Origin of the sequence: Nocardioides sp. SR21 (genome assembly GCF_022761125.1) — a bacterium.
Lineage (GTDB): Bacteria > Actinomycetota > Actinomycetes > Propionibacteriales > Nocardioidaceae > Nocardioides.
In genome coordinates, this window is record NZ_JAKWJR010000013.1 from 114,073 (window position 1) to 138,853 (window position 24,781).

Consider the following 24,781-nt stretch of genomic DNA (forward strand, 5'->3'; position numbering starts at 1 on the left):
GAACCTGAGGCGACGAGGCGACGAGGCGACGCGACGACCGACTCAACGCCGCCAGGCGCGAAGGGTCCGCGCCGGCGCATCGGCCTCTGGCGACTCGGACTGCTCCCACACACGGCGCCACTGGGCGACGTCGGGGCCGGCGGGGTCGGGGGTCGACCCGCTGGCCGCGCGCTGCTTGGCCTCCCACCACGTCGAGCGGTCCTCGTCGAGCAGCGAGGCGACGGCGTCCTTGATCCGCGGCGCGAACTCACGAACGGACTCGTCGGGCCCGCACTCCAGCGGCTCGCCGAACCGGATGGTGACCTGCCGGCGACCCGGCGACGGCCAGCCCTGCCCGCGCGGCATGGCGGCGTACGTGCCGCGGTGCGCGACCGGTACGACGGGGACCCCGTGCTCCTTGGCCAGGAACGCGGCGCCCATCCGGAACTTGCCCATCCACCCGTCGGTCGAGCGGGTGCCCTCGGGGAAGATCACCAGGCTCCAGCCGTCGGCGAGCACCTCGCCGGGCGTCGCGGCCATCGTGCCTCCGCGACGGTCGATCGGGAACGTGTTGAACAGCAGCGACGAGCCGATCGCGCGCCACCAGGTGTCGAAGAAGTAGTCGGCCGCGGCCGCGACGCCCGTACGCCGCCGCCACTCGTCCGGCAACGAGAACAGGATCAGCGGGGTGTCGAGGTGGGAGGCGTGGTTGGCCACGAAGATGACCGGGCCGTCGACCCGCTCCAGCACGTCGAGGCCCTCGACCCGGGTGCGCACCTGCGAGCGGAACAGCGGCTCGAGGCCGACCTTGTGGGCGACCTCGCGCACCGCCATCGCCGGCTTCTCGCGCGACCAGTCGGTGCGGAACACCGTGGACCGGTTGGCCGGCACGAACTCCTCCGCCGATCGCGGCACCAGCGAGCGCCGGCCCCACCGCCACCCGCGGGAGACCTGGCGGACGTCGTCGACCGACTCCTTGATGAACGAGCTCATCTTTCGGGGTCCCCGTTCGAAGCGGAGCGAAGCGAGCATTCGAATGGGGTGTTCATCGCACGTCCGCGAGCAGGTGCGGCGGGTTGTGGAGGTACGTGATCGACGGCGACCGGCCGACGGTGCCCGACGCCATCTCGAGCGCGTCCTGCAGCGTCGACGCCGCCCGGAAGCCGAGCCGCGCCGCGACCCGGCGGTCCGCGCCGACCCAGATCACGTCGTCGACGTGGTCCATCGCGTGCGCCGACCAGTACCACATGTAGAACGGGTGGACGCCGTGGTAGGCGTGCGAGGTCCGGTACAGGTGGCGGTACCACGGGTCCTGCGCGAACTGCTGCTCGTACTTCTCCCCCACGACCGCCGGGTCGGTCGACTCCGCGAGTACCTCCTCGTAGAAGTCGACGTACGACGGGTGGTGGAGCTGGTTGAAGCCCTCGTTCAGCGGGTGGTAGAGGATCACCGCCCCACCCTTCCGGACCACCGGCTGGCCCCGGTAGGAGTTGAAGTAGTAGCCCAGGCCCATGCAGGTGGCGAGGATCGGGTTCAGCGACGAGTTCACGTTGTAGGGCCCGACGTACGGGATGCCCATCACAAGCACGTCGGACTGGCCCTGCACCTCGACGCAGTGCTGCTGGTGGACCTTCTGCAGCGTGCGCTCGTGCACCGCCTCGACCTCGCCGGCGTTCACGCCCGTGAGCCCGTAGACCGACCGCATGTCGTGGAACAGCTTGTGCCGCATCTTCTGCGGGGCGACCGATAGCCCGCGGCGGACGGCGAGCATCGACGCCTGGTCCTTGACCGACCACTCCCACTCGCGCTTCTGCAGGAACTCGTACGGCTTCGGGAAGATGTCGTTGTTGAGGGTCGTCTCGATCTGGAACACCTTCACGGTGTCCTTGATGACCCGGCCCATCCGCCACGCGGAGTGGTGCATCGCGGAGTGCTTGTGGTCCATGAACGACCGGGAGTGCACCATCGTCTTGGCGTTGTGGTGGTGCCGTAGGGACTTGTACGACGCCAGCCCGATGCCGACGGACTTGTGCCCGCCGTCCATCGCGACGAGGTTCACGTTCACGTAGACGAGCAGGTCGGACTCCGCGGCCCGCTTGCTGATCTCGATGTCCTCGCCCTTCTCGGTGGTGCCGAGGTGGCTGAGGTTGTCGCGGTCCTCCGCGTCGAAGTTGTAGAGCTTGCCCTGCGGGTAGAACGAGCGGAACACCCGCTCGCCCACGATGTGCTTGAGCTCGGCGGCGGTCATCCGCCGGTGCAGCGCGTTGGCCGCGATCAGCTCGACGTCGTCGACGCCGGCCTCGGCGGCCATCGTCAGCACGTGCTCGATGATCCGGCCGCGGATGTCCGGCGGCCGCATGGTCGGCAGCGGCAGCGACAGGTCGTCGAACGCGATCGTGAGCTTCATGCCGGCGAACAGCTGCGTCGGCAGCGGGTCGGAGTCGACCGGGTTCAGCAGCGCCTCGCGGATCGTCTCGTCCACGTCGGGCACGGCGGGCAGCGACTCCGGCGGGTACACCACGCGGGTGCCGAGCGGGAAGTTCTCCAGCCGGAAGCCCAGCCCTTCGTGGACGATCAGCGGCGGGGTGCGATCGTCCACCTCGAGAACGAATCCGGGCCTACTCATTGTCTGATCGCTCCTCACAGCGGCAGGGGTCTCGACGCGCGGTCGCGACCTCGTTCCTCGGTCGCGCACTTGCTCGACCTCCCCGGGCCCACGCACGACGTTCGTTCCTCACGACGTGCTGCCCGGTGAGAAGGCCACCTTGACCGTACCGAGACGGCCGGCAGAGTGGGCATGGTCGAGTGCTTCACGCCAGCGGTGCAACGGATAGCTGGCGACGGACTTGGCGAGCTGCTGGACGGCGTCGGTGGCGACCAGCTCGATGGCTCTGTCGAACGCGCCGTCGCCCTGCGCCGACGCGTAGGTGCCGACGACCTCGAGCTCGCGGAACCACGCCGCGGACAGGTCGGCGGCGGCGGGCATCCCGGACAGCACGACGCGTCCGCCGGCGCGGGTGGCCTGCAGCGCGGTCTCGAGGGACTGCTTGCTCCCGACGGCGTCGACGGCGACGTCCACGCCGCCCAGGAGGTACGGCGAGGAGAACTGCGGCTCGAGCTGGAAGGCGCCGGTCGAGCGGCGTACCCGTCGCAGGACCTCGCCGGGCGCGACCACCTCGGTGGCACCGAACTCGCGGGCCAGCTCCTTCTGGTGCTGGTGCTTGGCGACCACGATGATCTCGCCGGCCTCGGTGAGCTCGCGCAGCGCGAGCGTCGCGAACAGCCCGACCGACCCGGCCCCGCTGACCAGCACCCGGTCGCCGGGGCGGATGCCCGCGCGCAGCGCCGTGTGCACCGCGCACGCGACCGGCTCGATGAGGATCGCCTGCTCGTCGGAGAAGCCCTCGGGCACCGGGTGCAGCTGGCTGCGGTGTGCCGCGAGCTGCTGGCCCCAGCCGCCGCCGGTGTCCTTGCAGAAGCCGGTCTGCAGGCCGGGCGCGAGGTGTCCGACGGTGATCCGCGAGCAGCGGTTGGTGGCGCCGGTCGCGCAGCTCTCGCACGGCTCGACGCCGCGGGCGGCGCAGGTCAGGACCGGGTCGACGACGACGCGGGTGCCCTTGGGCAGGTCCTCGCAGTCCTCGAGCAGCTCCGCGACGACCTCGTGCCCGGGCACGAACGGCAGCGACACGACCGCGGAGAAGTACAGGCTGGTCTTCCCGGACAGCGCGCCGAGGTCGGAGCCGCAGATGCCCGACAGCCGGGTGCGCAGCCGTGCCCAGCCGGGCCGGTCCACCTTGGGTTCCGGCAGCGTGACCAGGCGCAGCGGCGCGGCGAAGCCGGACAGCACGCCGGGCATCCGCCCGCCGATCGCCTTGCCGGTCAGCGTCCGCGACACCGACCGGTACATCTCGAGCGCCAGCATCATCAGCGACCACCTGCCGGGTTCAGCGTGCGCGTCGAGGCCGTGGAGCTCGACCAGTCGACGATCGTCCAGCGGGACTTGCGAGCGTGCCGGAACAACGGGACGTCGGGGCGTACGGCTACCGGGTTGCCGACCGCCGCGAGGAGCGGCAGGTCGGAGTGCGAGTCGGCGTAGCCGAACGACGCCTTCAGGTCGATGCCGTGCTCGGCGGCGTAGGACTCCATCCAGGCGGCGCGGGACTCCCCCACGAGCGGCGAGGACGCGAGGTAGCCGGTGCAGACCCCGCGGTCGTCGGTGGCGAGCTCGGCGGCCTCGATGTGGTCGAACAGCGGCATCAGCGGCCGGGTCAGCGGGCGCACGGCGCCGGTGATCAGCACGGTCTGGTGGCCCGCGGCCCGGTGCTCCCGGATCCGGCGTACGGCCGAGGGCGAGAGCCGGGCCAGCACGTGGTCGGTGAGGTACTCGTCGGCGATCGCGTCGAGGTCGGCGAGCCGGGCGCCGTCGTACTCGCGGTAGACCGAGCGCAGGAACGCACTGCGCTCACGCCGCTCGGCCGCCACCAGGCTCGGGACCTTCGCTGCCATCCGCGACAGCTCGGAGAACCGCTCCGTGCCGGACAGCTCGCGCAGCCGCAGCCACAGGTAGGTCTCGATGACGTTGGACGACAGCAGGGTGCCGTCCATGTCGAAGAACGCCGCGACGCCGGGCTTCTCGACCAGCCCCTTGGCCGCCGTCGCCTGCGGCTTCCGGCGCGCGGCGCGCACCTCGTCGAGGCGACGGATCGGCGCGGTGACCGCAGGGCAGTGGATGTCCTGGAGGTAGACCTTCCAGTCCACGACCGCGGTGTCGAACGCGAACGTCTCCTGGTCCTCGGGCGACAGGGAGCGGTAGAGCGCCAGCGTGTTCTTGTCGGAGTAGCGCAGCTCCGCCTGGGCGTACTCCTGGTAGAGCCCCATGTAGCGGCGCAGGAACTCCAGCCGCCGGCCCTGCTGGTCGAGCTTGCGGGCCAGGTCGCGCGCCCGGTCGCTGCGCGGTGCGTGCCCGATCACGAAGTCGGCGACCTTGAACGCCCGCTCGCTGGTGCTCAGCAGCCGCTCGACCGACTGCGAGCCGGGGAAGCGCCACTCGGGCAGCCGGGTCGCCCCGCGGTCGCCGGCGTGGAAGGGGTGCTCGTCGAAGTAGCCGCGCACGGACTGGTAGAGGTTGCTGAACGTGAGCGGGTTCCGGTCGCCCGACGACACGTGGTAGTACTCCGGCGTGCCCACCTCGGGCGGGTGCGCGAGGACCGCGACGATGGCGGCGACGACGTGGTCGACGGGTACGACGTCAACGGTCGTGTCGGGGGCGCCGGGCATGTCCGGCAGCTCACCGCGGCCGTACGCCAGGATCAGCGGCTCCATCATCTTGAAGCCCTCGATCCAGCCCGGGTAGGGCTTCTCGAGCGCCGACTCGATGATGCTCGGCCGCACGATCGAGACCCGGTTGGTCTGCGCGTGCTCCTCGACGACCCGCTCGCCGAGCGCCTTCGTGAACGTGTAGCAGTCGGTCCAGCCGAGGCTCCGCGCCCGCTCGGTCCCGACCCGGACGAGCTCGTCCTTCACCCACTGCTTGCGGGCTTCCTCGGTCGCGTTGGCCGCAGTGAGCAGCCCGGCCCGGCTGTGCTCCTTCTCGGCCCTCTTGCGCTCCGCGGTCAGCACCTCGCTGCCGCGCGAGCGGTGCTCGATCTCCTCGCGCTGGCCGAGGCCCCACCGGAGCTCGGCCTCCAGGTCCACGACCTGCGGCACCGGTCCCTCGGGGATGCTGCCGCGCCGGCGGCCGGCGACGTACGCCGTCGAGATGTGCACGTAGTGGATGTCGTTCCCGGCCTCACGCACGCGGGCGAGGAGCTCGCGCGTCCCCTGCACGTTGGTGCGGAAGCCCTCGTCGACCGGCGGGTCGAAGGACACGTCGCCGGCGCAGTGCACGATGGCGTCGAGGTCGGTCGGGAGCGCCGGGGTGTCGGACAGGTCGCCCTCGAGCACAGCGACCCGGGCGGCCATCAGCGCCTCGACGCCGCCGGCGGCCTCGACGATGTCGGCGAAGATCGGCTTCTTGAGCAGCGACGCGGTCCGCGCCGTACCGGTCGTGGACCCCTTGGGCCGCACCAGCACGGTGACCCGGACGCCGGGCACCTCCGCGAGCATCAGCTGCAGCAGCGCCTCGCCCACGAAGCCCGTGACTCCGGTCAATAGGACGTGCTGGTTGTCGAGCTGGTCGGCCACCGATCCCGTCACCCGCCGTAGTGTGCCCTGTCCGGCGGGTGACCGGCGAGTAACTCCTCCCTCAACAGCCACACTGTGGACGGCTCAGCGCCCGCGGCGCTCCTGGACCCGGTTCTTCACGAAGATGAACGGCAGCAGGAAGACGCCGAGCAGCGAGACGATCCAGATGATCACCGCGGCCTCGATCCAGGTGGCGGTGCCGCTGATCGACAGCGAGTCCGACGACGTGAGCCAGTTGGTGACGATCAGCGCGATGAGCGTCGCGACCAGGGCGGTCGCGCCGCGCAGTGCCGATGCCTTGTTGATCGCCATCTGCGTGAGGAACGGCTGGGCGAGGGCGTAGACGACCGTGAAGATCGCGGTGGCGACGACCACGCCCTGCACCGACACCTCCATCTTGTCGAGCACCGCCGCGGCGACGATGATGCCGAGCGCGTTCGCGAGGAGCTGGATGACGAGGCCGATCAGCATCCGGATCATCCTCGGAGGCTACAGGTGTTTGAGGGCTTCGCGCCGGGACAGGCCGGACATCCGGTCGCCGTGCCGCTCGACCTCGGCACGCACCCACTCGGGGTCGGTCCGGGCGTAGTCACGCAGCGCCCAGCCGATCGCCTTGCGCAGCCAGAACGTGCGGTCGTCGAGGTTCTGCTCGATGGCGTACCGCAGCAGGTCGACGTCGGTCTCCCCCTTCGCGCCGACCTGGCAGATCACCGACGTACGCCGGATCCAGACGTCGTCGTCGCGCGCCCAGTCGCGCAGCACCGTGGTGAGCTCGGGCCGGTGGGCGACCAGCGCATCGGCGACCGGGTGCGTCGCGACCTCGTCGACGAGGTCCCACCAGGCACCGGTGACGACGAGGTGGCGGAACAGGGGCACCGAGCCCGGGTCCAGCCAGGGTCGCGCCGTCCGGTGCCGGGCGATCGCGATGGCGGCGTACCGCTCCTCGCGGTACTCCGCCTCGTCCCACAGCGTCCGGATCGTCGCCTCCCAGGAGGCGCGGTCCTCCGGCGGGTACTCCGCCAGCATCGGCCTCAGCGTCGCGCGGAGCACCGGGAGCGTGAAGCCGCGGTAGGGCATCTCGGACTTCATGTAGCGCTGCTGCCCGGCCGCCCGCTCGGGATCACCACCCTCCGCGAGCGCGGCGCGCACGGCGCCCACCAGGTCGGTCGCTGTCACGCGATCACTCTAGGGACGGCGAGGTGGCCCGCGCCGGCCCCGTCGACCTCGCGTAGTGTGTGCCCCGCTTCGGCACCGGGGCGTATAGCTCAGCGGTAGAGCACCTCCCTTACAAGGAGGTGGTCGGGGGTTCGATCCCCTCTGCGCCCACACACGACAGAGGCCGGCGCTCTGGCGCCCGTCGCGAAAACCGCCCGTAAATGAGTCGAACCGCAGGCGTCTCGGGTCACCTGCGGTTCAACGAGGACAACCTTAGAGCGGCCGTTCAAGCGATGTCAGGAGATCTCCGGACATTACCAATTTTGGTCTAGACAGGGTCACGGAGCGACCCGGGAACGGCCCTAGGACACGGCGGTGAGCTGCCTCAGGTGCTCGTCGAGGTCACGGCCCTCGGGCATCGCGTTGTGGACGGCCCAGCGCACCGTGCCGTCCTTGTCGATGACGTACGACGACCGCCGCGGGCAGCCGCGCGTCTCGTCGAAGACCTCGTAGGCCCGGGCGACCTCGCCGTGCGGCCAGAAGTCCGACAGCAGCGGGAAGTTCAGTCCGTCCTGGTCGGCGAACGAGCGCAGCGAGTAGACCGGGTCGCACGAGATCGCGAGGACCTCGGTGTCGAACGTCAGGAACTCGGCGAGCCGGTCACGGATGCCGGCCATCTCCCCCGTGCACACGCCGGAGAAGGCGTACGGGTAGAAGAAGATCGCCACCGCCTTGGTGCCGCGGTACGACGACAGCGTGACGTCCTGGCCGAACTGGTCGCGCAGCGTGAAGTCCGGCGCGGGGCCGCCGAGCTCGAGTCCGGTCATGGACTCATCCTTCCACCGAGCGAGGACAGTCCCTCAATCGGCGTCCAGCTCGCGCTTGACGAGCTTGCCCGTCGCGTTGCGGGGCAGCTCGTCCATGATCACGATCTCGCGCGGGACCTTGAAGCGAGCGAGGTTCTGCTTCACGTGCTCCTTCAGGTCGTCCTCGGTGACCGAGCCGCTCACCACGACGAACGCGCGCAGCCGCTTGCCGAAGTCGGCGTCGTCGACGCCGATCGCCGCGGCCTCCAGCACGGCCCCGTGACGGACCAGGCAGTCCTCGACCTCGCGCGGGAAGACGTTCTCGCCGCCGGACACGATCATCTCGTCGTCGCGGCCCTCGACGTGCAGCCGACCGTCCCCGTCGAAGCGGCCGACGTCGCCGGTCGACATCAGGCCGTCGATGACCTCCTTGTGGCCGCCGCCGGTGTAGCCCTCGAACAGCAGCCCGTTGCCGACGAAGATCCGGCCGGTCTCCCCCAGCGGCACCTCCGCGCCGTCCGGGTCGAGGATCTTCACGACCGTGGCGTACGGCGGCTTGCCGGCAGCAGCCGGCGCCTCGCGCAGGTCGACGGGGTCGGCGATCGACGCGTACGCGACCTCGGTCGAGCCGTAGATGTTGTAGAGGTTGTCGCCGAAGCGGTCCATCCACTCCAGCGCGAGGTCGCCCGGCAGCGCCGACCCGGACGACGCGACCACCTGGACGCGGGACAGGTCGTAGCGGGCGAGCCTCTCCTCCGGGAGCGCCAGCATCCGCTGGAGCATCACCGGGATCACGACCATCGAGTCGCAGCGCTCCTCCTGCGTCACCCGCAGGCAGTCCTCGGGGTCGAACCGGCGACGCAGCACCACGGTGGACCCGAGCAGCATCGACAGCGCGAGGTGCGCGAAGCCCCACGTGTGGAACAGCGGCGCGGCGATGTGGGTGCGCCAGCCGTACTTCAGCGGCATCCGCGACAGCAGCGAGACCGCCGCGTCGATGCCAGCCTCGCTGCGGGGCGCGCCCTTCGGAGCGCCGGTGGTGCCGGAGGTCAGGATCACGATCCGCCCGTGCCGGCCGGCCGGGGCGAGGTCGCTGCCCGGCTCCGTGCCGATCAGGCCCTCCAGCGTCGTCCGGTCGCCCGCGTCCCCGTCGGTCCAGCCGAGGACGGTCGACCCGACCTCGGACCTCTCGAGCAGGCCGGTGAACTCCTCGTCGTGCACGACCAGCGTCGGCCGCTCCCGCTCGAGCACCTCCACGAGCTGGGGTCCTGCGAACGCGGTGTTGAGGTAGAGCACGTCGGCGCCCAGCTTCGCGGTCGCGATGCTGGCGTCGACGAAGCCGCGGTGGTTGCGGCACATGATCGCGACGCTGTCGCCCTCGGCGACCCCGAGGCGCGCGAAAGCGCGGGCCAGCGAGTTGGAGCGCTGGTGCATCTCCTCGAACGTGAGCGAGCCGAGCTCGTCGACGACCGCCGTACGGCGTGGGTCGAGCGCGGCCGCGGCGGTGAACCCGCCGGCGGGGCCGGGTCCCCAGTCCTTGAGGGCCTTCCCGGCACGCGCCAGCGCGACCGGGCCGTGGGGGCGGATGACTCCCGCCCGGCCCAGCACCTTGAGGGTGGTGCCGGCGGCGCCGGCACCCTGGGTCGTCCTGCGGAGCAGGTCAGGCAATGGTCTTCGGTGCGATCAGCCGCGTGGCCGACCAGTCCTTGCTGACCGTGGCCGTCGTGGTCTGGGAGAGACCGGCGATCGGAGCCGCCTCCGCGATGTCGGCGGGATCGACCGCGTTGGCCCTGCCGACCTTCGGCGTGAGCAGCCAGATGGCGCCACCGCCCACCAGGTCGGTCAGTGCGTCGACGAGTCCGTCGACCAGGTCGCCGTCCTCGTCGCGCCACCACAGCAGCACGGAGTCGACGACGTTGCCGTAGTCCCCGTCGACGAGGTCACCGTCGATGCGGTCCTCGATCGCGACCCGGAGCTCGTCGTCGGCGTCGTTGTCCCAGCCCAGCTCTTGGACCACCATCCCGGGCGTGAAGCCCAGTCGGGCGGCCGGACCCGCATCGGGTCCGTCAGTCTGGGTGGACCCGCCACCCGCGGTCGCGCTCAAGTTCTCGCCTCCAGGTCAACTGTACGAAGTTTGGGGGGTAGTCCACCGGAGTTGCTCCTGCGGCGCAACCTCTGTCCATTCAAGCAGACCCGGATTCCGCCTACCGATGGGTAGATTTTCTGCCCAGTGGGAGCGTGCAACGATGAGCGGGTGACTGTTGACGAGACCCCCACGTCGAGCACGGAGAACCAGCGGAGCGGCGCCATCCCGACCGTCATCCACGAGGGCCTCCCCACCCAGCTGCCCGACATCGATCCCGATGAAACCCATGACTGGATCGACTCCTTCGACTCCCTCATCGACGAGCGCGGCCGCGAGCGTGCCCGCTACGTGATGCTCCGCCTGCTCGAGCGAGCCCGTGAGATGAACGTCGGTGTCCCCGCCCTGCGGAGCACCGACTACATCAACACGATCCCGCCGGAGCGCGAGCCGTGGTTCCCCGGTGACGAGGAGGCGGAACGACGCATCCGCGCCTTCATCCGCTGGAACGCCGCGGTGATGGTGTCCAGCGCCAACCGGAAGGGCCTCGAGGTCGGCGGCCACATCGCCACCTACCAGTCCTCCGCCAGCCTCTACGAGGTCGGCTTCAACCACTTCTTCAAGGGCAAGGACCACCCCGGCGGTGGCGACCAGATCTACATCCAGGGTCACGCCTCCCCCGGCATCTACGCCCGCGCGTTCCTCGAGGGCCGCCTGACCGAGGAGCAGCTGTACCGGTTCCGCCAGGAGGTCCAGCACGGCCCGCACGCCGGCCTGTCGTCGTACCCCCACCCCCGGCTGATGCCGGAGTTCTGGGAGTTCCCGACCGTGTCGATGGGCCTGACCGCCCTGAACTCGATCTACCAGGCGCGGTTCAACCGCTACCTCGACAACCGCGGCATCAAGGACACGAAGGAGCAGACCGTCTGGGCCTTCCTCGGTGACGGCGAGATGGGCGAGCCCGAGTCGCTCGGCGCGATCCGCACCGCCGCCCGCGAGGAGCTCGACAACCTGGTCTGGGTCGTCAACTGCAACCTGCAGCAGCTCGACGGACCGGTGACCGGCAACGGCAAGATCATCCAGGAGCTGGAGGCCAACTTCCGCGGCGCCGGCTGGAACGTCATCAAGGTGGTCTGGGGCCGCGAGTGGGACCCGCTGCTGGCGCGTGACGTCGACGGCGTGCTGGTCAACCGGATGAACACCACCCCGGACGGCGCGTTCCAGACGTACTCCGTCGAGTCCGGCGAGTACATCCGCGACAGCTTCTTCGGCGCCGACCCGCGGCTGCGCAAGATGGTCGAGCACATGACCGACGACCAGATCCGCAAGCTGCCGCGCGGTGGCCACGACTACCGCAAGGTGTACGCCGCGTTCGACTCGGCGACCAAGCACGTCGGGCAGCCGACGGTGATCCTGGCCAAGACGGTCAAGGGCTGGACGATCGACGCCCTCGAGGGCAAGAACGCCACCCACCAGATGAAGAAGCTCACCCAGGACGACCTGAAGCGCTTCCGCGACCGGCTCTACCTGCCGATCTCCGACCGCGACCTCGAGCGGGCCTACGAGGAGACCGGCGCCGCGCCGTTCTTCCACCCGGGCGCCGACTCCCCCGAGATCGAGTACATGCTCGAGCGCCGCAAGCAGCTCGGCGGCTCGCTGCCGAAGCGCGTGCTGCGCGCCAAGCCCCTCCAGCTGCCGGGCGACGCGATGTACGCCGAGCTCAAGCAGGGCTCGGGCAAGAACAAGATCGCGACCACCATGGCCGTCGTCCGCCTGCTCAAGGACTGGATGAAGGACCCGGAGATCGGCAAGCGCATCGTCCCGATCGCGCCGGACGAGTACCGCACGTTCGGCATGGACTCGATGTTCCCGAGCGCGAAGGTCTACAACCCGGGCGGCCAGCAGTACGAATCGGTCGACCGCAAACTGTTGCTCTCCTACAAGGAGTCGGCGCAGGGCCAGATGCTCCACGAGGGCATCTCGGAGGCCGGCGCGCTGGCCTCGGCGACCGCTGCGGGCTCGGCGTACGCCACCCACGGCGAGCACATGATCCCGTTCTACATCTTCTACTCGATGTTCGGTTTCCAGCGCACCGGCGACTCGATCTGGGCGATGGCCGACCAGCTCTCGCGCGGCTTCCTGATCGGCGCCACCGCGGGTCGTACGACCCTCACGGGTGAGGGTCTCCAGCACGCCGACGGCCACTCGCCGCTGCTCGCGGCGACGAACCCGGCGGTCGTGCACTACGACCCGGCGCTCGCGTACGAGGTCAGCCACATCATGCGGTCCGGCCTCGAGCGGATGTACGGCGAGGACGCCGAGAACGTCATCTTCTACATCACGGTCTACAACGAGCCGACCGCTCACCCGGCCGAGCCGGAGAACGTCGACGTCGACGGCATCCTGCGGGGCATCCACCACGTCCAGGCCGGTGAGGGCGACGGACCGCGGGTCCAGCTGCTCGGCTCCGGCGTCGGCTTCCCGTGGGTCCAGGAGGCCCAGCGCCTGCTGCGCGAGGAGTGGGGCGTCTCGGCCGACACCTGGTCGGTGACCTCGTGGAACGAGCTCGCCCGCGACGGTGCCGCCGCCGAGGAGTGGAACCTGCTCCACCCGGGCGAGTCGCCGCGTACGTCGTACATCGCCGACAAGCTCCAGGCCATCGAGGGCCCGGTCGTGGCGGTGTCGGACTACATGCGCGCGGTGCCGCTGCAGATCGCCCGCTGGGTCCCCGGTGACTACCGGGTGCTCGGCGCCGACGGCTTCGGCTTCGCCGACACCCGCCCGGCCGCCCGCCGGTTCTTCCACATCGACGCCCAGTCCGTCGTCGTCCAGGCGCTCCAGGCGCTCGCCGACGCCGGCCAGATCGACCGCTCGAAGGTCGAGGAGGCGTTCGCGAAGTACCGCATCGACGACCCGACCGCGGTCGCGGGCGTCAAGCAGGAGGGCGGCGACGCCTAGCCGAGACGCGACAGCGGATCGGCTGATGGTGGTCGAGCGACCCGCGTGTCGAGACCCGGTGAGACGACGTAGGGCGGTGATCGAGACGATCACCGCCCTACGCACGTTTCGGGGTCTCGACAGGCTCGACCACCGGCGGGCCTACGCCGTGTCTTCGACCGCCTTCAGCGAGCCCTGCTCACCGCCGGCCTTGAGCAGCGCACGGAACCGGGCCCGGCTGTACTTCGCCGGCGCCGTGGTGCGGATGAACTCGTGCACGATCTGGGCGAACCGGACCGGGTGGTCCTTGTGCGGGAAGTGCCCGGCGTCCGGGATCACCTCGACGCGCGCGTTCGGCGCCACCGCGGCCGCGGCGTTCGCGTGCCGGACCGGGATCACCCGGTCGTCGCGGCCCCAGACGACCCACATCGGCATCTCCTCGGTGAGGTACGCGCGGTCGGCCATCGTGACGATCTGGCCCTGCCAGTCGACGACGGCGCGCACGACGTGCCGGATCGCCTGGCGCGCCCGGCGGTCCTTGAAGGTGTCGTAGATCGCGGCGACCTCGTCGAGGTCACGCGTCGCCTTGTACGGCGCGGTCGAGAGCGCTCGGAGTCCCGCCATGCCGGCGTGCCTGATGCCCGGCAGCGTGAGCACGGACATCAGCTGGTCGAAGCCGGGCGTCGTGATCGCGCGGATCCCCGGCGACACCTCGGGGCCGAGGCCGCCCGAGGCGACGAGCATCAGCCGCTCGGTGCGCTCGGGGAACTGGTAGGCGAACTGCATCGCCACGCCGCCGCCGAAGCTGTGCCCGATCACCGTGGCCTTGTCGATGCCCAGGACGGTCAGCAGGTCGCGCATCCCGTTCGCGAAGCCACCCAGCGTGTAGTCGGCGCGGGGCTTGTCGGACCGGCCGTGGCCCAGCAGGTCCGGCGCGATGACGGTGTAGCGGCGCGCGAGCGCCTCCATCACCGGCTCCCAGGTGGAGTGGTCGCACCCGAGCCCGTGCAGGAGCAGCACGGCCGGCCCCTTGCCGGCCTTCACGTAGGCACGGCGGTGCCCGTGGATCGTCACGAACTGGACGTCGTACCCGTCGCTCGCCACGGCTGCCTCCCCGGATGGACTTCTTCGCGATTCAACCATGGCCACCCCACGTTCAGGTCGGCAATCCCCTTGATTCACCGGGGTTTCACACCGATCTGTCCGCCTTCCGGACAGTCCACTAACCTTCGACGGTGACTCCGCGACGGCCTGCGACGCCCCACCAGCGGGCCGCCGACGCGCTCCAGCGGGCGACCGGCGCGCTGAGCACCTCCGCGATGGCACGGATGGAGCAGGACCTCCCCTGGTTCCGCGAGCTCCCGGCCGAGGACCGCTCCTGGGTCGGGATGATCGTCCAGGCCGGCGTCCGCGAGTTCATCGTCTGGTACCGCCAGGCCGGCGACGGGCCGGCGCCCGGCGGGAACGAGATGGTCGCCTCGGTCTTCGGCGCCGCACCCCGCGCGCTGGCCGGCGTCATCAACCTCCAGCAGACCGTCGACCTCGTCCGGCTGTCCATCGACGTCGTCGAGGCGAACATCGACGAGCTCCTCGACCCCGCCGACGTGCCGGACGTGCACGCCGCGGTCCTCCACTACGCCCGCGAGGTCGCGTTCGCGACCGCCACCGTCTACGCCCGCGCCGCCGAGGTGCGCGGCGCCTGGGACGCCCGGCTGGAGGCGCTGGTCGTCGACGCGGTGCTGCGCTCCGAGGCCGACGAGACCCTGCTCTCGCGCGCCAGCGCGCTCGGCTGGACCGGCCGTGGCGAGGTCGCGGTCGTCCTCGGCGCCGTACCTGCCGACCGGAGCGAGTCCGACACCTTCGACGAGGTACGGCGCGTCGCCCGGACCGCCAGCATGGACGCGCTCTGCGCGGTCCAGGGCGACCGGCTCGTCGTGGTGCTCGGCGGGGTGACCGAGCCGCGCGCCGCTGCCGAGGTCGTCAGCGGCCTCTTCGGTGACGGACCGGTGGTCGTCGGCCCGGTGGCCAGCGACCTGGCCCAGGCCCACGGCTCCGCCCGCGCCGCACTCTCGGCGCACCGCGCCGCGGTCGGCTGGCCGGAGGCGCCGCGGCCGGTGCGCAGCAGCGACCTGCTCCCCGAGCGGGCGCTCGCGGGCGACGGCCACGCCCGCCGCCAGCTCGTCGAGGACGTCTACCTGCCGCTGCTCCAGGCGCGCGGCACGCTGATCGAGACGATCGCGGCGTACTTCCAGCACGGCTCCTCGATCGAGGCGACCGGTCGGGCGCTGTTCGTGCACGCGAACACCGTCCGCTACCGGCTCCGCCAGGTCGCCGACCTGACCGGCTTCTCCCCCACCGACGCCCGTGACGCGTTCACCCTCGAGATCGCGCTGGTGCTCGGCCGGCAGTCCGGTCGCGCCGTCTGACCGATTTGTAGGAACCCTACAAAGTTCCGAGTGCGGATTTCGTGCGGGCCGGACCCGTCCTCGGGCCCTCGGTTCGGGCAGGCTGAAGACGTGCTCGTGATCGTCGCTCCCGGCCAAGGCGCTCAGACGCCAGGATTCCTCAAGCCCTGGCTCGAGGACCCGACCTTCGCCTCCCGGCTCGACTGGCTCTCCACGGTCGCGGGCCTCGACCTGGCCCACTACGGCACCGAGGCGGACGCCGACACGATCCGCGACACCCGGATCGCCCAGCCGCTGCTGGTCGCCACCGGCCTGGTCGCGGTCCTCGAGGTGTTCCCTCACCCGGCCGACGCCTACGAGCTGGTCGGGGCGGTCGCCGGCCACAGCGTCGGCGAGATCGCCGCCGCCGTCGGCGCCCGCGTGATCACCGCCGAGCAGGCGATGGTGCTGGTGCGCGAGCGCGGCAACGCGATGGCCGAGGCCGCCGCCGTCACCCCGACCGGCATGACCGCCGTCCTCGGCGGTGACCGCGAGGAGGTGCTCGCCGCGATCGACAAGCACGGCCTCACCGCCGCCAACGACAACGGTCCCGGCCAGATCGTCGCCGCCGGCACCCTGGAGCAGCTGCAGGCGTTCGCCGACGAGCCCCCCACCAAGGCGCGGCTGATGCCGCTCAGCGTGGCAGGTGCGTTCCACACCCGGCACATGGAGCCCGCCGTCGGCCACCTGGCCGGTCTCGCCCGCTCGGTGTCCACGCACGACCCCCGTACCCGGGTGATCTCGAACCGCGACGGCAAGGTCGTGCACGACGGCCGCGACGTCCTGGCCCGGCTGGTCGGCCAGATCGCCAGCCCCGTCCGCTGGGACCTCTGCATGGAGACCATGGAGGACCTCGGCGTCACCGGCATCCTCGAGATGCCGCCGGCCGGCACCCTCACCGGCATCGCCAAGCGCGCTCTCAAGGGCGTCGAGACGTTCGCGCTCAAGACCCCCGACCAGCTGGACGCCGCGCGCGAGTTCTGCGCCAAGCACGGCGAGGCGTCCGGGGTCGGCATCGGCGCCAGCCCCACCTGGCGGATGGTCGTCTCCCCGTTGAAGGGCACGTTCCACAAGTCCGCCGAGGCCGCGAGCCTCGACGTCCTGCCCGCCGACACCGTCATCGGCGAGGTCGCCAGCCTGCGCGACCGCTCGAGCGTCACCGCCCAGCACGGCGGCCAGGTCGTCGAGTGGCTCGTCGAGGACGGCGACCTGGTCTCCCCGGGCCAGCCGCTGATCCGCCTCCACCCCGAGGGCGGCCACTGAGATGGCGATCGCCGCGAGCACCGGCCCGCAGCACGCCGCGATCCTCGGCATCGGCACCTACCGCCCGAGCCGGGTGATCCCGAACGCCGACGTCGTCGACGCGATCGACTCGAGCGACGAGTGGATCCAGCAGCGCTCCGGGATCAGGCAGCGCCGCTGGGCCACGCCCGAGGAGACCGTGCAGATGATGTCGGTCGCCGCGGCCCGTACGGCGCTCGAGCGCGCCGGCATCGACGCCCGGCAGATCGACTGCGTGATCGTCGCGACGGTCACCCACATGCTCCAGACGCCGGCCATCGCCACTGCGATCGCGCACGAGCTCGGCACCGACCAGGCCGCGGCGTTCGACATCTCGGCCGCCTGCGCGGGCTTCTGCCACGGCCTGGCGCTCGCCTCCGACATCGTGCGCGGCGGGAGCGCCGGCTACGCGCTGGTCATCGGCGTGGAGCGGCTCTCCGAGCTCACCGACATCGGCGACCGCGGCACCGCCTTCATCTTCGCCGACGGCGCCGGCGCCGTGGTCGTGGGCCCGAGCGACGAGCCGGGTATCGGCCCGGTCGTGTGGGGCTCGGACGGCGAGCAGTTCGACCTGATCCGGCAGCGCGAGGACTGGCGCGACGTGGTCGTGTCCGAGAAGCCCGAGATGCCGCACCTGATCATGCAGGGCAACGCGGTGTTCCGCTGGGCGTCGTTCGCGATGGCGAAGACCGGCCAGCAGGCGCTCGACCGGGCCGGCGTGAGCCTCGACGAGCTCGACGTCTTCGTGCCCCACCAGGCCAACATGCGCATCACCGACGCCATGGCGCGGGCGATGAAGCTCCCAGAACGCGTCAAGATCGCGCGCGACATCGCCGACCAGGGGAACACCTCGGCCGCGTCGATCCCGCTCGCCCTCGACCGGATGATCGAGGAGGGCGACGCGCGCAGCGGCGACACGGCCCTCCTGATCGCCTTCGGTGCCGGCCTCGCGTACGCCGCGCAGGTCGTCACCGTCCCGTAGCTCCACCACAACCAACCGAAGGGGAACACCAGCATGGCCACGACCGAAGAGATCCGCGCCGACCTCGCCGACATCGTCAACGAGGTCGCCGGCATCGACGCCGACGACGTCCAGCTCGACAAGTCCTTCGTCGACGACCTGGACGTGGACTCCCTGTCCATGGTCGAGGTGGTCGTCGCCGCCGAGGAGAAGTTCGGCGTCTCCATCCCCGACGACGAGGTCAAGAACCTCCGAACCGTCGGTGACGCCGTCGCGTTCATCGAGCGCGCCCAGGCCTGATCCGCACCACCCCCTGAAGGAGCAGCATGTCTTCGAAGCGAGTCGTCGTCACCGGTCTCGGGACCACCTCCCCCGTCGGCGGTGACGTCCCCAGCACCTGGGACGCCCTGGTCAACGGACGTTCGGGAGTCCGGTACCTGACCGACGACTGGGTCGAGGACCTGCCGGTCAAGATCGCTGGCCGCATCGCGGTCGAGCCGAGCGAGGTCCTGGAGCGGGTCAAGGCCCGCCGCCTGGACCGCTCCGCGCAGTTCGCGATGGTCGCGGCGATGGAGGCCTGGGCCGACGCCGGCCTGGTCGACGCCGAGCTGGACAACAACCGGCTCGGCGTCGCCATGGCCTCGGGCATCGGCGGCGTGACCACGCTCCTGGACAACTACGACACGATGAAGGAGAAGGGCCCGCGCCGGGTCTCTCCCCTCGCCGTGCCGATGCTGATGCCCAACGCGCCGGCAGCGCAGATCAGCCTGTACGTCGGAGCGCGCGCGGCGGTCATCACGCCGGTCTCGGCGTGCGCGTCCGGCAACGAGGCGATCGCCCACGCGGTCGACCAGATCCGCCTCGGCCGGGCCGACGTCGTGGTCGCCGGCGGCACCGAGGCGGCCATCCACCCGCTGCCGATGGCGGCGTTCGCCAACATGATGGCGCTGTCCAAGACGGCCAGCGGCGAGGCCGGCGGCGACCCCACCACGGTGTCGCGGCCCTGGGACCTCGCTCGGGACGGCTTCGTCCTCGGTGAGGGCGCCGGCGTGCTGGTGCTGGAGTCCGAGGAGCACGCGAAGGCCCGCGGTGCGCGGATCTACGCGACCGTCCTCGGCGCCGGCGTCACCGCCGACTCGCACGACATCGCGCAGCCCGACCCGGAGGGACGCGGCGGCTCCCGCGCGATCCTCATGGCGCTGCAGGAGGGCGACGTCAGTCCGTCCGACATCGCCCACGTCAACGCGCACGCGACGTCGACCCCGCAGGGCGACATCGCCGAGGGCCTGATGCTGCACGCGACGCTCGGCTCGCACGCCACCGACGTGGTGGTCACCAGCACGAAGTCGATGACCGGCCACCTGCTCGGCGGCGCCGGCGCGCTGGAGGCGGTCGCGACCGTGCTCGCGCTGCACCACCGGATCTCCCCGCCGACGATCAACCTCGACAACCTGGACCCGAAGGTGGAGCTCGACATCGCCACCAAGGCCCGCGACCTGCCGATGGGCGACATCGCGGCGCTCAACAACTCCTTCGGCTTCGGTGGCGCGAACGTCGCCGTCGCGTTCGGGAGCGTCTGAGATGACCGCCACCGCCACCAAGCCCGCGAAGCTCCCCCGCGAGGAGGACCCGCGGCACCCGGTGAAGCGCCTCACCGCGCTGTTCGACGAGGGCACCCTCGAGCTGATCACCCCCGATGACGACTCCGGCATGCTCGCCGCGGTCGGTGCCGTGCGCGGCACCCGCGTCGTGGCGTTCTGCTCGGACGCGACCGTCATGGGCGGCGCGATGGGTGACGTCGGCTGCCGCGTCGTGGTCGACGCCTACCACCGCGCGATCACCGACGGCGTGCCGATCATCGGCCTGTGGCACTCCGGCGGCGCCCGGCTCGCCGAAGGGGTGCTCTCGCTGCATGCCGTCGGCCGGATCTTCCACGTGATGACCCAGGCCTCCGGCAAGATCCCCCAGATCTCCGTGGTGCTCGGCCCGGCAGCGGGCGGCGCGGCGTACGGCCCGGCGCTCACCGACGTCGTGATCCTCGGCCCCGAGGGCCGGATCTTCGTCACCGGCCCGGACGTCGTCCGCTCGGTCACCGGCGAGGACGTCGACATGCTGCGCCTCGGCGGCCCCGAGCCGCACGGCCGCCGCTCCGGCGTCGTCCACATCCTCACCGAGTCCGAGCGCGAGGCGCTGGACCGCGCTCGCGACGTCGCGGCGCTGCTCGGCTCCCAGGGCAGCCTGGTCGTCTCCGACGTCGAGGACCGCGACCTCGAGGCGCTGCTCCCCGAGTCCAAGAAGCGCGCGTACGACGTGCACCCGCTGGTCGAGTCGATCCTCGACGAGGGCACCGCTCAGGAGCTGCACGCCCGCTGGGCGCCCAACATCGTCACCGCGCTCGGCCGCTTCGGCGGCCGCACCGTCGGCGTCGTCGCGAACAACCCGCTGCGCCTCGGCGGCTGCCTCGACTCGCTCTCGGCGGAGAAGGCGTCCCGCTTCGTGCGGATGTGCGACGCGTTCGGCGTCCCCCTGATCGTCGTCGTCGACGTCCCCGGCTACCTGCCCGGCGTCGGCCAGGAGTGGGACGGCGTCGTGCGGCGTGGCGCCAAGCTGCTGCACGCGTTCGGCGAGTGCGTGGTCCCCCGCGTCACGCTGGTCACCCGCAAGACGTACGGCGGCGCCTACATCGCGATGAACGCCCGCTCGCTCGGTGCCACGAAGGTCTTCGCCTGGCCCGGGGCCGAGGTCGCCGTGATGGGCGCGGTCGCCGCGATCCGGATCCTGCACCGGCGCCGGCTGGCCGAGGTCGCCCCGGACATCCGCCCGCAGGTCGAGGCCGAGCTGGCCGCCGAGCACGAGCGGATCGCCGGCGGCGTGGACAAGGCCGTGGAGATCGGCGTGGTCGACGAGGTCGTGTCGCCGTCGCGGACCCGCTCCGCGATCGCCCAGGCGATCGACGACGCCGTGCAGGGTGACGGCGTGCGCCGCGGGTTCCACGGCAACATCCCGCTCTGACGCGGGAGCGAGGTCAGGTGCACGACCCCGCGCTCCGCGCGGGGTCGTGACTCAGACGACCTGGTGGAGCCAGCGCACCGGCGCGCCGTCGCCGGCGTGCCGGAACGTCTCGAGCTCGTCGTCCCACGGCTTGCCGAGGAGCTTGTCGATCTCGACGAGCATCGTGGTGTCGCCCAGGGCGGCCTTCACGACCGCAGCCTTGAGCCGGTCCTCCGGGATCATCAGGTCGCCATGCAGCCCCGTCACCGCATGGAAGACCCCGAGCTCGGGGGTGTAGGAGTACCGCGCGCCCTCGGAGGACGCCGTCGGCTCCTCGGTGATCTCGAACCGGAGCTGGTTCCACCCACGCAGTGCGGAGGCGACACCGGCCGCTGCGCCGACCTCACCGGTCCAGGAGAGCTCGGCACGGTAGGTGCCCGACTGGGCCGGCTGCGGCGTCCAGTCGAGGTTCACAGGCACACCAAGGACACCACTGACGGCCCACTCGATATGCGGGCACAGCGCGGACGGCGCTGAGTGGACGTACAGGACGCCCCTCGTCGCGGTGCGGGTGGCAGTGCGTGCGGTCACCGTGACCCCTCCTTCATCTCCGGCGCGAGATACGCCTTCCCCAGCGGTCTCTACGGATGTGAAGCGGGTTCAAAATGACACGGGTGTAGTTGTTGTGACCATTGTGGCCGATGTGGCCCCAGAACGCCAGCGTCAGCGCTTGCGCGCCGTCTCGGCGCGTCGGGTGCGTCGCGGCCCGAGCTCCATCAGCGTGGTGATCACGTCCTGGGCGATACCGAGGCCGCCGAGGTGGCTCTCCCCGTCGATGACCGACATCGTCGCGTCCGGGAGCCGGCGTACGACGTGCTCGCCGTGGTGGAACGGCACGATGTGGTCGGCGTCGCCGTGCCACCAGCGCACCGGCACACTCACGTCGGCCGCCTCGAAGCCCCAGTGCCGGGTGAACAGCACCAGGTCGTTGAGCGCGGCGGAGCTCTGGAACCGGCTGCCGTTGAGCAGGTCGTCGATGAACATCGCCTTGAACTCGGGGCGCGACAGCAGGTTCTTGTCCCCCGGCGGCTGCACCGCGGCGTACAGGTCGAGCGCCGGGCCGGCCAGCGGCCGGACCAGGCGGATCGCCTGGGTGAGCGCGATCCCGGCGGGGACACGGGACACGGAGAGCAGCGGAGCGAGCATGACCGCCAGCTGGATGATGCCGCCGTCGACGGCGTCGACCCCACGGGTCGGGGCGACTCCCCCGAGCACGCCGACGCCGTGGACCCGGTCCGGCAGCGCGGCCCCGGCCGCGAGCGCGTAGGGGCCGCCGCCGGACAGGCCGATCATCCGCACGGTGTCGACCGCCAGGGTGTCGAGCACCAGCTCGAGGTCGTGGGCCCAGTCGAGGATGTCGGGGTACAGGTGCGCGGTCGACGAGCCGATGCCCGGGCGATCGAGGCCGATGATCCGCACGCCCTGGCGGTCGGCGAGCTCACGCGCCTCGAGCGGGATCTGCCGGCGCGCGCCCGGCGTGCCGTGCATCCACACGATCGCGGGGCCCTGGCGGGGACCGTACTCGGCGAAGCTCAGTCGACGGTCACCGCGGACCGCGACGGTGCCCTCGAGCGCAGGCCGCCTGACGTTCCCCATGTCAGGGAGTCTCCCACGTCACCGCCGGACCCGAACGGCGGCGGGATCCACGACGTTCCGGAGGTCCACCACGGCGCCGAGCACGCGGCCGTCACCGACGACCGCCGGGCCGTCGACGACGTCGAGCACCAGCGCGGTCACGTTGTCCTTCGCACCCGCGGCGTACGCCGCCTGGCTGAGCATCGCGGCCGCGGACTGCGGGTCCTCCGTCCGGAGCAGCTCCGCGATCATCGGGTCCGGCACCAGGTCGGTCAGCCCGTCGCTGCACAGCAGCAGCCGGTCCCCCGGGTCCACCCGGACCGGGAGCATGTCGAAGCCGTCGTTCACCGGGTCACCGTCGATGCTGCGCAGCACCACGTTGCGCCACGGGTGCCGCTTCGCCTCCGCGGGCGGCAGCCTGCCGGAGTCCACCAGCTGCTGGACGTAGGTGTGGTCGGTCGAGATCTGGCTCAGCAGCCCGTGGCGGTACAGGTACGCCCGCGAGTCGCCGACGTGGGCGAGCACCACCCGGGAGCCGTCGCAGATCACCGCGGTGAGCGTGGTGGCCATCCCGAGCCGGTTCAGGTCGCGCTGGATGCCCATCCGGACGCCGGCCCGCGCCGCCTCGATGCCGTCCTGGAGCACCTGCTCCGGCGGGTCGCCGAAGCGAGCCAGCGCGGTGGCAGCCACGGCGAACGTCGCTGTCGCGGAGGCGACCTCACCGGCCGCGGCCCCGCCGACCCCGTCGGCGACGACGGCGAAGTACGGCCCGACCCAGGCGGAGTCCTCGTTGTGCGGTCGCACCAGCCCGACGTCACTGACGCCGGCACCCGAGAATCGCAGCATCGTGACCTCCTCGCGGGACTGCCGAGCAGTACACCGCGCAGAGCGGGCCGGGTCAAGCCGCCCGGCTCAGCCGAGCCGCTTCTCCAGGGCCTCCGCGCGCTCGTCGGCATCGGTCAGCTCGTCGGCGTCGATGGCGTGGGTCCGGTGGAACCAGGTCAGCGCGTCCTGCTCCCGGCCGGCCGCCTCGAGGGTGTCGGCGTACGCGTAGCGCAGCCGCACGACCCACGAGCCGCGGCTCTTCGACATCAGCGGCGCGAGCTCGAGCGTGCGCAGCGCTGCGTCGAGCTGGCCCAGGTCACGGCGAGCGCCGGCCTCGACGATCGTCATCTCGGCCTTCGGCTCGGGCGCGAAGTTCGCGACCGACGGGCTCTTGGCGAGCTTCAGCGCCTCCTGGGGCTTGCCGAGGGCGCGGTGGCAGTCGGCCATGATCGGGAGGTACGCCGTCGCGCCGTTCATCCGCTTCGCCGCGCGCAGCTCGGAGAGCGCCTCGGCGTAGTGGCCGGCGGCGTACGCCGCCTCGCCGCAAGCCTCGCGCACCACGGCCAGCCGCGGCGCACGGGCCCGGGCGGCCATCGTGTGCTGGTACGCCGTCTCCGGGTCCTCGTCGACGAGCATCCCGGCCGCGGCCAGGTGCCGGGCGACGCGGTTCGCCAGCTTCTCCGGCAGGCCCTTGAGCTGGCCGGTCACCGAGCGGTCGAGCTCGGCACCGGTGATCGACTCCGGGATGTCCGGACCGTCGTACACCGCCTGCTCCGCGGTGCGGGGCACCTGCTTCTCGGCGGGGCGCTTCCAGTCGTTCTTGCGACCGGTCCGGTCGGCGCCGGGCTTGCCGCCCTTGGCGCCACCCTTGGCGGGCGGCCGACCACTGCGGCTGTCGCGGCGGTCGGAGCGCTCCGAGTCGGGGCTCCAGCGCGCCGAGCGCTCGTTCGACTTGCTCGAGCGACCACCAGCCGCGGGCTTGCCGCCCGACGACGGCTTGCCACCCGAGGACGGCTTGCCGCCGTACGACTTGCCGCCCGAGGAGGGCCGGCCGCTCGACGAGGGCCTACCACCCGACGGCTTGCCACTCGAGGGACGTTGGGAGCGACGCTGCTCGGCCACGACGGTTCTCCTGCTTGCTCTGAGATCGGAACTTCGGGGAAATGCACGTAGGGGCCACCTTGCGGTGGCCCCTACGGATCGCGCAACTGCGCGTTCTAAAGAATGTCCGGCGGCGTCCTACTCTCCCACAACCTCTCGGTTGCAGTACCATCGGCGCTGAAAGGCTTAACTTCCGGGTTCGGGATGGGACCGGGTGTTTCCCTTTCGCCATGGCCGCCGTAACTCTTGCGGTCACAACCTCCCCGGTGAATCATCACGGGGCGTTGTTTCCAAGCCACTATTCATATGTGTTGATGCATATGTTGGGTCTGTGTGTTGGATGTGGACGCGAGGCTTTGTAGGTTTTTGTTGAGGGTTTGTAAGACAAGCCCTCGGCCTA

At 71.2% G+C, this 24,781-nt stretch carries 21 protein-coding genes, 1 tRNA gene and 1 rRNA gene; 8 read left to right on the forward strand and 15 right to left on the reverse strand.

The annotated features are described in order from the left end of the window. Window positions 1-42: 42 nt before the first annotated feature. The 6 genes from MJ604_RS21400 to MJ604_RS21425 all read right to left on the reverse strand — a co-directional run bounded on the left by MJ604_RS21400 (window position 43) and on the right by MJ604_RS21425 (window position 7,338). Window positions 43-972: a lysophospholipid acyltransferase family protein gene (locus MJ604_RS21400; protein WP_243060742.1), complete on the reverse strand. Its 930-nt coding sequence runs from the start codon at window positions 970-972 to the stop codon at window positions 43-45. A gap of 52 nt (window positions 973-1,024) precedes the next feature. Then, entirely contained in the window at window positions 1,025-2,578 is a 1,554-nt protein-coding gene (locus tag MJ604_RS21405) for a lactate racemase domain-containing protein (RefSeq protein ID WP_243060743.1), read from the reverse strand. A 135-nt stretch (window positions 2,579-2,713) separates the two neighbouring features. Next, window positions 2,714-3,904, reverse strand: coding sequence for a zinc-binding dehydrogenase (locus tag MJ604_RS21410; RefSeq protein ID WP_243060744.1), 1,191 nt, complete (start codon window positions 3,902-3,904; stop codon window positions 2,714-2,716). Continuing rightward, a complete protein-coding gene (locus tag MJ604_RS21415; RefSeq protein WP_243060745.1) occupies window positions 3,904-6,174 on the reverse strand; it encodes an HAD-IB family hydrolase in 2,271 nt (756 codons plus the stop codon). The genes MJ604_RS21410 and MJ604_RS21415 overlap by 1 nt, the downstream gene beginning before the upstream one ends. A gap of 72 nt (window positions 6,175-6,246) precedes the next feature. Then, on the reverse strand, window positions 6,247-6,642 hold the full coding sequence (locus MJ604_RS21420; protein WP_243060746.1) for a phage holin family protein: 396 nt from the start codon (window positions 6,640-6,642) through the stop codon (window positions 6,247-6,249). Between the two features lie 9 nt (window positions 6,643-6,651). Further along, entirely contained in the window at window positions 6,652-7,338 is a 687-nt protein-coding gene (locus MJ604_RS21425; RefSeq protein WP_243060747.1) for a DNA alkylation repair protein, read from the reverse strand. A gap of 78 nt (window positions 7,339-7,416) precedes the next feature. Between MJ604_RS21425 and MJ604_RS21430 the strand changes: the two genes are divergently transcribed. Then, window positions 7,417-7,488, forward strand: a tRNA-Val gene (locus tag MJ604_RS21430). Between the two features lie 191 nt (window positions 7,489-7,679). Here MJ604_RS21430 and MJ604_RS21435 read toward each other — a convergent pair. Genes MJ604_RS21435 through MJ604_RS21445 form a run of 3 tightly spaced genes read right to left on the reverse strand, consistent with a single transcriptional unit; the run spans window position 7,680 to window position 10,227 of the window. Continuing rightward, window positions 7,680-8,144 carry a peroxiredoxin gene (locus MJ604_RS21435; protein ID WP_243060748.1) on the reverse strand — a complete coding sequence of 155 codons (465 nt, stop codon included), beginning with the start codon at window positions 8,142-8,144 and terminating at the stop codon, window positions 7,680-7,682. Window positions 8,145-8,177: 33 nt separating this feature from the next. Continuing rightward, the gene (locus MJ604_RS21440) at window positions 8,178-9,791 is read right to left on the reverse strand and encodes an AMP-binding protein (RefSeq protein WP_243060749.1); all 1,614 of its coding nucleotides are present in this window, start codon (window positions 9,789-9,791) and stop codon (window positions 8,178-8,180) included. Further along, window positions 9,784-10,227, reverse strand: a complete 444-nt coding sequence (locus MJ604_RS21445) for a DUF3052 domain-containing protein (RefSeq protein WP_243060750.1) — start codon at window positions 10,225-10,227, stop codon at window positions 9,784-9,786. Before MJ604_RS21445 ends, MJ604_RS21440 begins: the two co-directional genes overlap by 8 nt. Before the next feature lie 150 nt (window positions 10,228-10,377). Here MJ604_RS21445 and aceE point away from each other — a divergent pair, with 150 nt between their 5' ends. After that, the gene (gene aceE / locus MJ604_RS21450; RefSeq protein WP_374458364.1) at window positions 10,378-13,164 is read left to right on the forward strand and encodes a pyruvate dehydrogenase (acetyl-transferring), homodimeric type; all 2,787 of its coding nucleotides are present in this window, start codon (window positions 10,378-10,380) and stop codon (window positions 13,162-13,164) included. A 141-nt stretch (window positions 13,165-13,305) separates the two neighbouring features. Here the strand turns inward: aceE and MJ604_RS21455 are convergent, their stop codons facing one another. After that, complete coding sequence (locus MJ604_RS21455) at window positions 13,306-14,247, reverse strand: alpha/beta hydrolase (RefSeq protein WP_243060751.1); 942 nt, start codon at window positions 14,245-14,247, stop codon at window positions 13,306-13,308. Window positions 14,248-14,378: 131 nt separating this feature from the next. Between MJ604_RS21455 and MJ604_RS21460 the strand changes: the two genes are divergently transcribed. From MJ604_RS21460 to MJ604_RS21485, 6 genes are all read left to right on the forward strand, one after another. Then, window positions 14,379-15,569, forward strand: coding sequence for a CdaR family transcriptional regulator (locus MJ604_RS21460; protein WP_243060752.1), 1,191 nt, complete (start codon window positions 14,379-14,381; stop codon window positions 15,567-15,569). A 90-nt stretch (window positions 15,570-15,659) separates the two neighbouring features. After that, window positions 15,660-16,850, forward strand: a complete 1,191-nt coding sequence (locus tag MJ604_RS21465) for an acyltransferase domain-containing protein (RefSeq protein ID WP_243060753.1) — start codon at window positions 15,660-15,662, stop codon at window positions 16,848-16,850. A gap of 1 nt (window position 16,851) precedes the next feature. Further along, complete coding sequence (locus MJ604_RS21470) at window positions 16,852-17,850, forward strand: beta-ketoacyl-ACP synthase III (RefSeq protein WP_243060754.1); 999 nt, start codon at window positions 16,852-16,854, stop codon at window positions 17,848-17,850. Between the two features lie 33 nt (window positions 17,851-17,883). Continuing rightward, complete coding sequence (locus MJ604_RS21475; protein ID WP_243060755.1) at window positions 17,884-18,129, forward strand: acyl carrier protein; 246 nt, start codon at window positions 17,884-17,886, stop codon at window positions 18,127-18,129. Between the two features lie 26 nt (window positions 18,130-18,155). Then, the gene (gene fabF / locus MJ604_RS21480) at window positions 18,156-19,409 is read left to right on the forward strand and encodes a beta-ketoacyl-ACP synthase II (RefSeq protein ID WP_243060756.1); all 1,254 of its coding nucleotides are present in this window, start codon (window positions 18,156-18,158) and stop codon (window positions 19,407-19,409) included. 1 nt (window position 19,410) lies between these two features. Beyond that, window positions 19,411-20,841: an acyl-CoA carboxylase subunit beta gene (locus MJ604_RS21485; RefSeq protein WP_243060757.1), complete on the forward strand. Its 1,431-nt coding sequence runs from the start codon at window positions 19,411-19,413 to the stop codon at window positions 20,839-20,841. 51 nt (window positions 20,842-20,892) lie between these two features. Here the strand turns inward: MJ604_RS21485 and MJ604_RS21490 are convergent, their stop codons facing one another. From MJ604_RS21490 to rrf, 5 genes are all read right to left on the reverse strand, one after another. Continuing rightward, window positions 20,893-21,411 (reverse strand): DUF3145 domain-containing protein, encoded by a 519-nt coding sequence (locus MJ604_RS21490; RefSeq protein ID WP_243060758.1) that lies wholly within the window; start codon window positions 21,409-21,411, stop codon window positions 20,893-20,895. Window positions 21,412-21,543: 132 nt separating this feature from the next. Continuing rightward, the gene (locus MJ604_RS21495; RefSeq protein ID WP_243060759.1) at window positions 21,544-22,476 is read right to left on the reverse strand and encodes an alpha/beta fold hydrolase; all 933 of its coding nucleotides are present in this window, start codon (window positions 22,474-22,476) and stop codon (window positions 21,544-21,546) included. An 18-nt stretch (window positions 22,477-22,494) separates the two neighbouring features. Next, window positions 22,495-23,301: a PP2C family serine/threonine-protein phosphatase gene (locus MJ604_RS21500; protein ID WP_243060760.1), complete on the reverse strand. Its 807-nt coding sequence runs from the start codon at window positions 23,299-23,301 to the stop codon at window positions 22,495-22,497. Window positions 23,302-23,367: 66 nt separating this feature from the next. Further along, window positions 23,368-24,402 carry a tetratricopeptide repeat protein gene (locus tag MJ604_RS21505; RefSeq protein ID WP_243060761.1) on the reverse strand — a complete coding sequence of 345 codons (1,035 nt, stop codon included), beginning with the start codon at window positions 24,400-24,402 and terminating at the stop codon, window positions 23,368-23,370. Between the two features lie 104 nt (window positions 24,403-24,506). Continuing rightward, window positions 24,507-24,623: ribosomal RNA gene (gene rrf / locus MJ604_RS21510) — 5S ribosomal RNA — on the reverse strand. Window positions 24,624-24,781: the final 158 nt, after the last annotated feature.

Bases quoted from the DNA above. Each gene is read 5' to 3' on its own strand.
- MJ604_RS21400 (WP_243060742.1), bottom strand. From the start codon at position 972: ATGAGCTCGTTCATCAAGGAGTCGGTCGACGACGTCCGCCAGGTCTCC.
- MJ604_RS21410 (WP_243060744.1), bottom strand. From the start codon at position 3,904: ATGATGCTGGCGCTCGAGATGTACCGGTCGGTGTCGCGGACGCTGACC.
- MJ604_RS21420 (WP_243060746.1), bottom strand. From the start codon at position 6,642: ATGATCCGGATGCTGATCGGCCTCGTCATCCAGCTCCTCGCGAACGCG.
- MJ604_RS21435 (WP_243060748.1), bottom strand. From the start codon at position 8,144: ATGACCGGACTCGAGCTCGGCGGCCCCGCGCCGGACTTCACGCTGCGC.
- MJ604_RS21470 (WP_243060754.1), top strand. From the start codon at position 16,852: ATGGCGATCGCCGCGAGCACCGGCCCGCAGCACGCCGCGATCCTCGGC.
- MJ604_RS21475 (WP_243060755.1), top strand. From the start codon at position 17,884: ATGGCCACGACCGAAGAGATCCGCGCCGACCTCGCCGACATCGTCAAC.
- fabF (WP_243060756.1), top strand. From the start codon at position 18,156: ATGTCTTCGAAGCGAGTCGTCGTCACCGGTCTCGGGACCACCTCCCCC.
- MJ604_RS21485 (WP_243060757.1), top strand. From the start codon at position 19,411: ATGACCGCCACCGCCACCAAGCCCGCGAAGCTCCCCCGCGAGGAGGAC.
- MJ604_RS21495 (WP_243060759.1), bottom strand. From the start codon at position 22,476: ATGGGGAACGTCAGGCGGCCTGCGCTCGAGGGCACCGTCGCGGTCCGC.
- MJ604_RS21500 (WP_243060760.1), bottom strand. From the start codon at position 23,301: ATGCTGCGATTCTCGGGTGCCGGCGTCAGTGACGTCGGGCTGGTGCGA.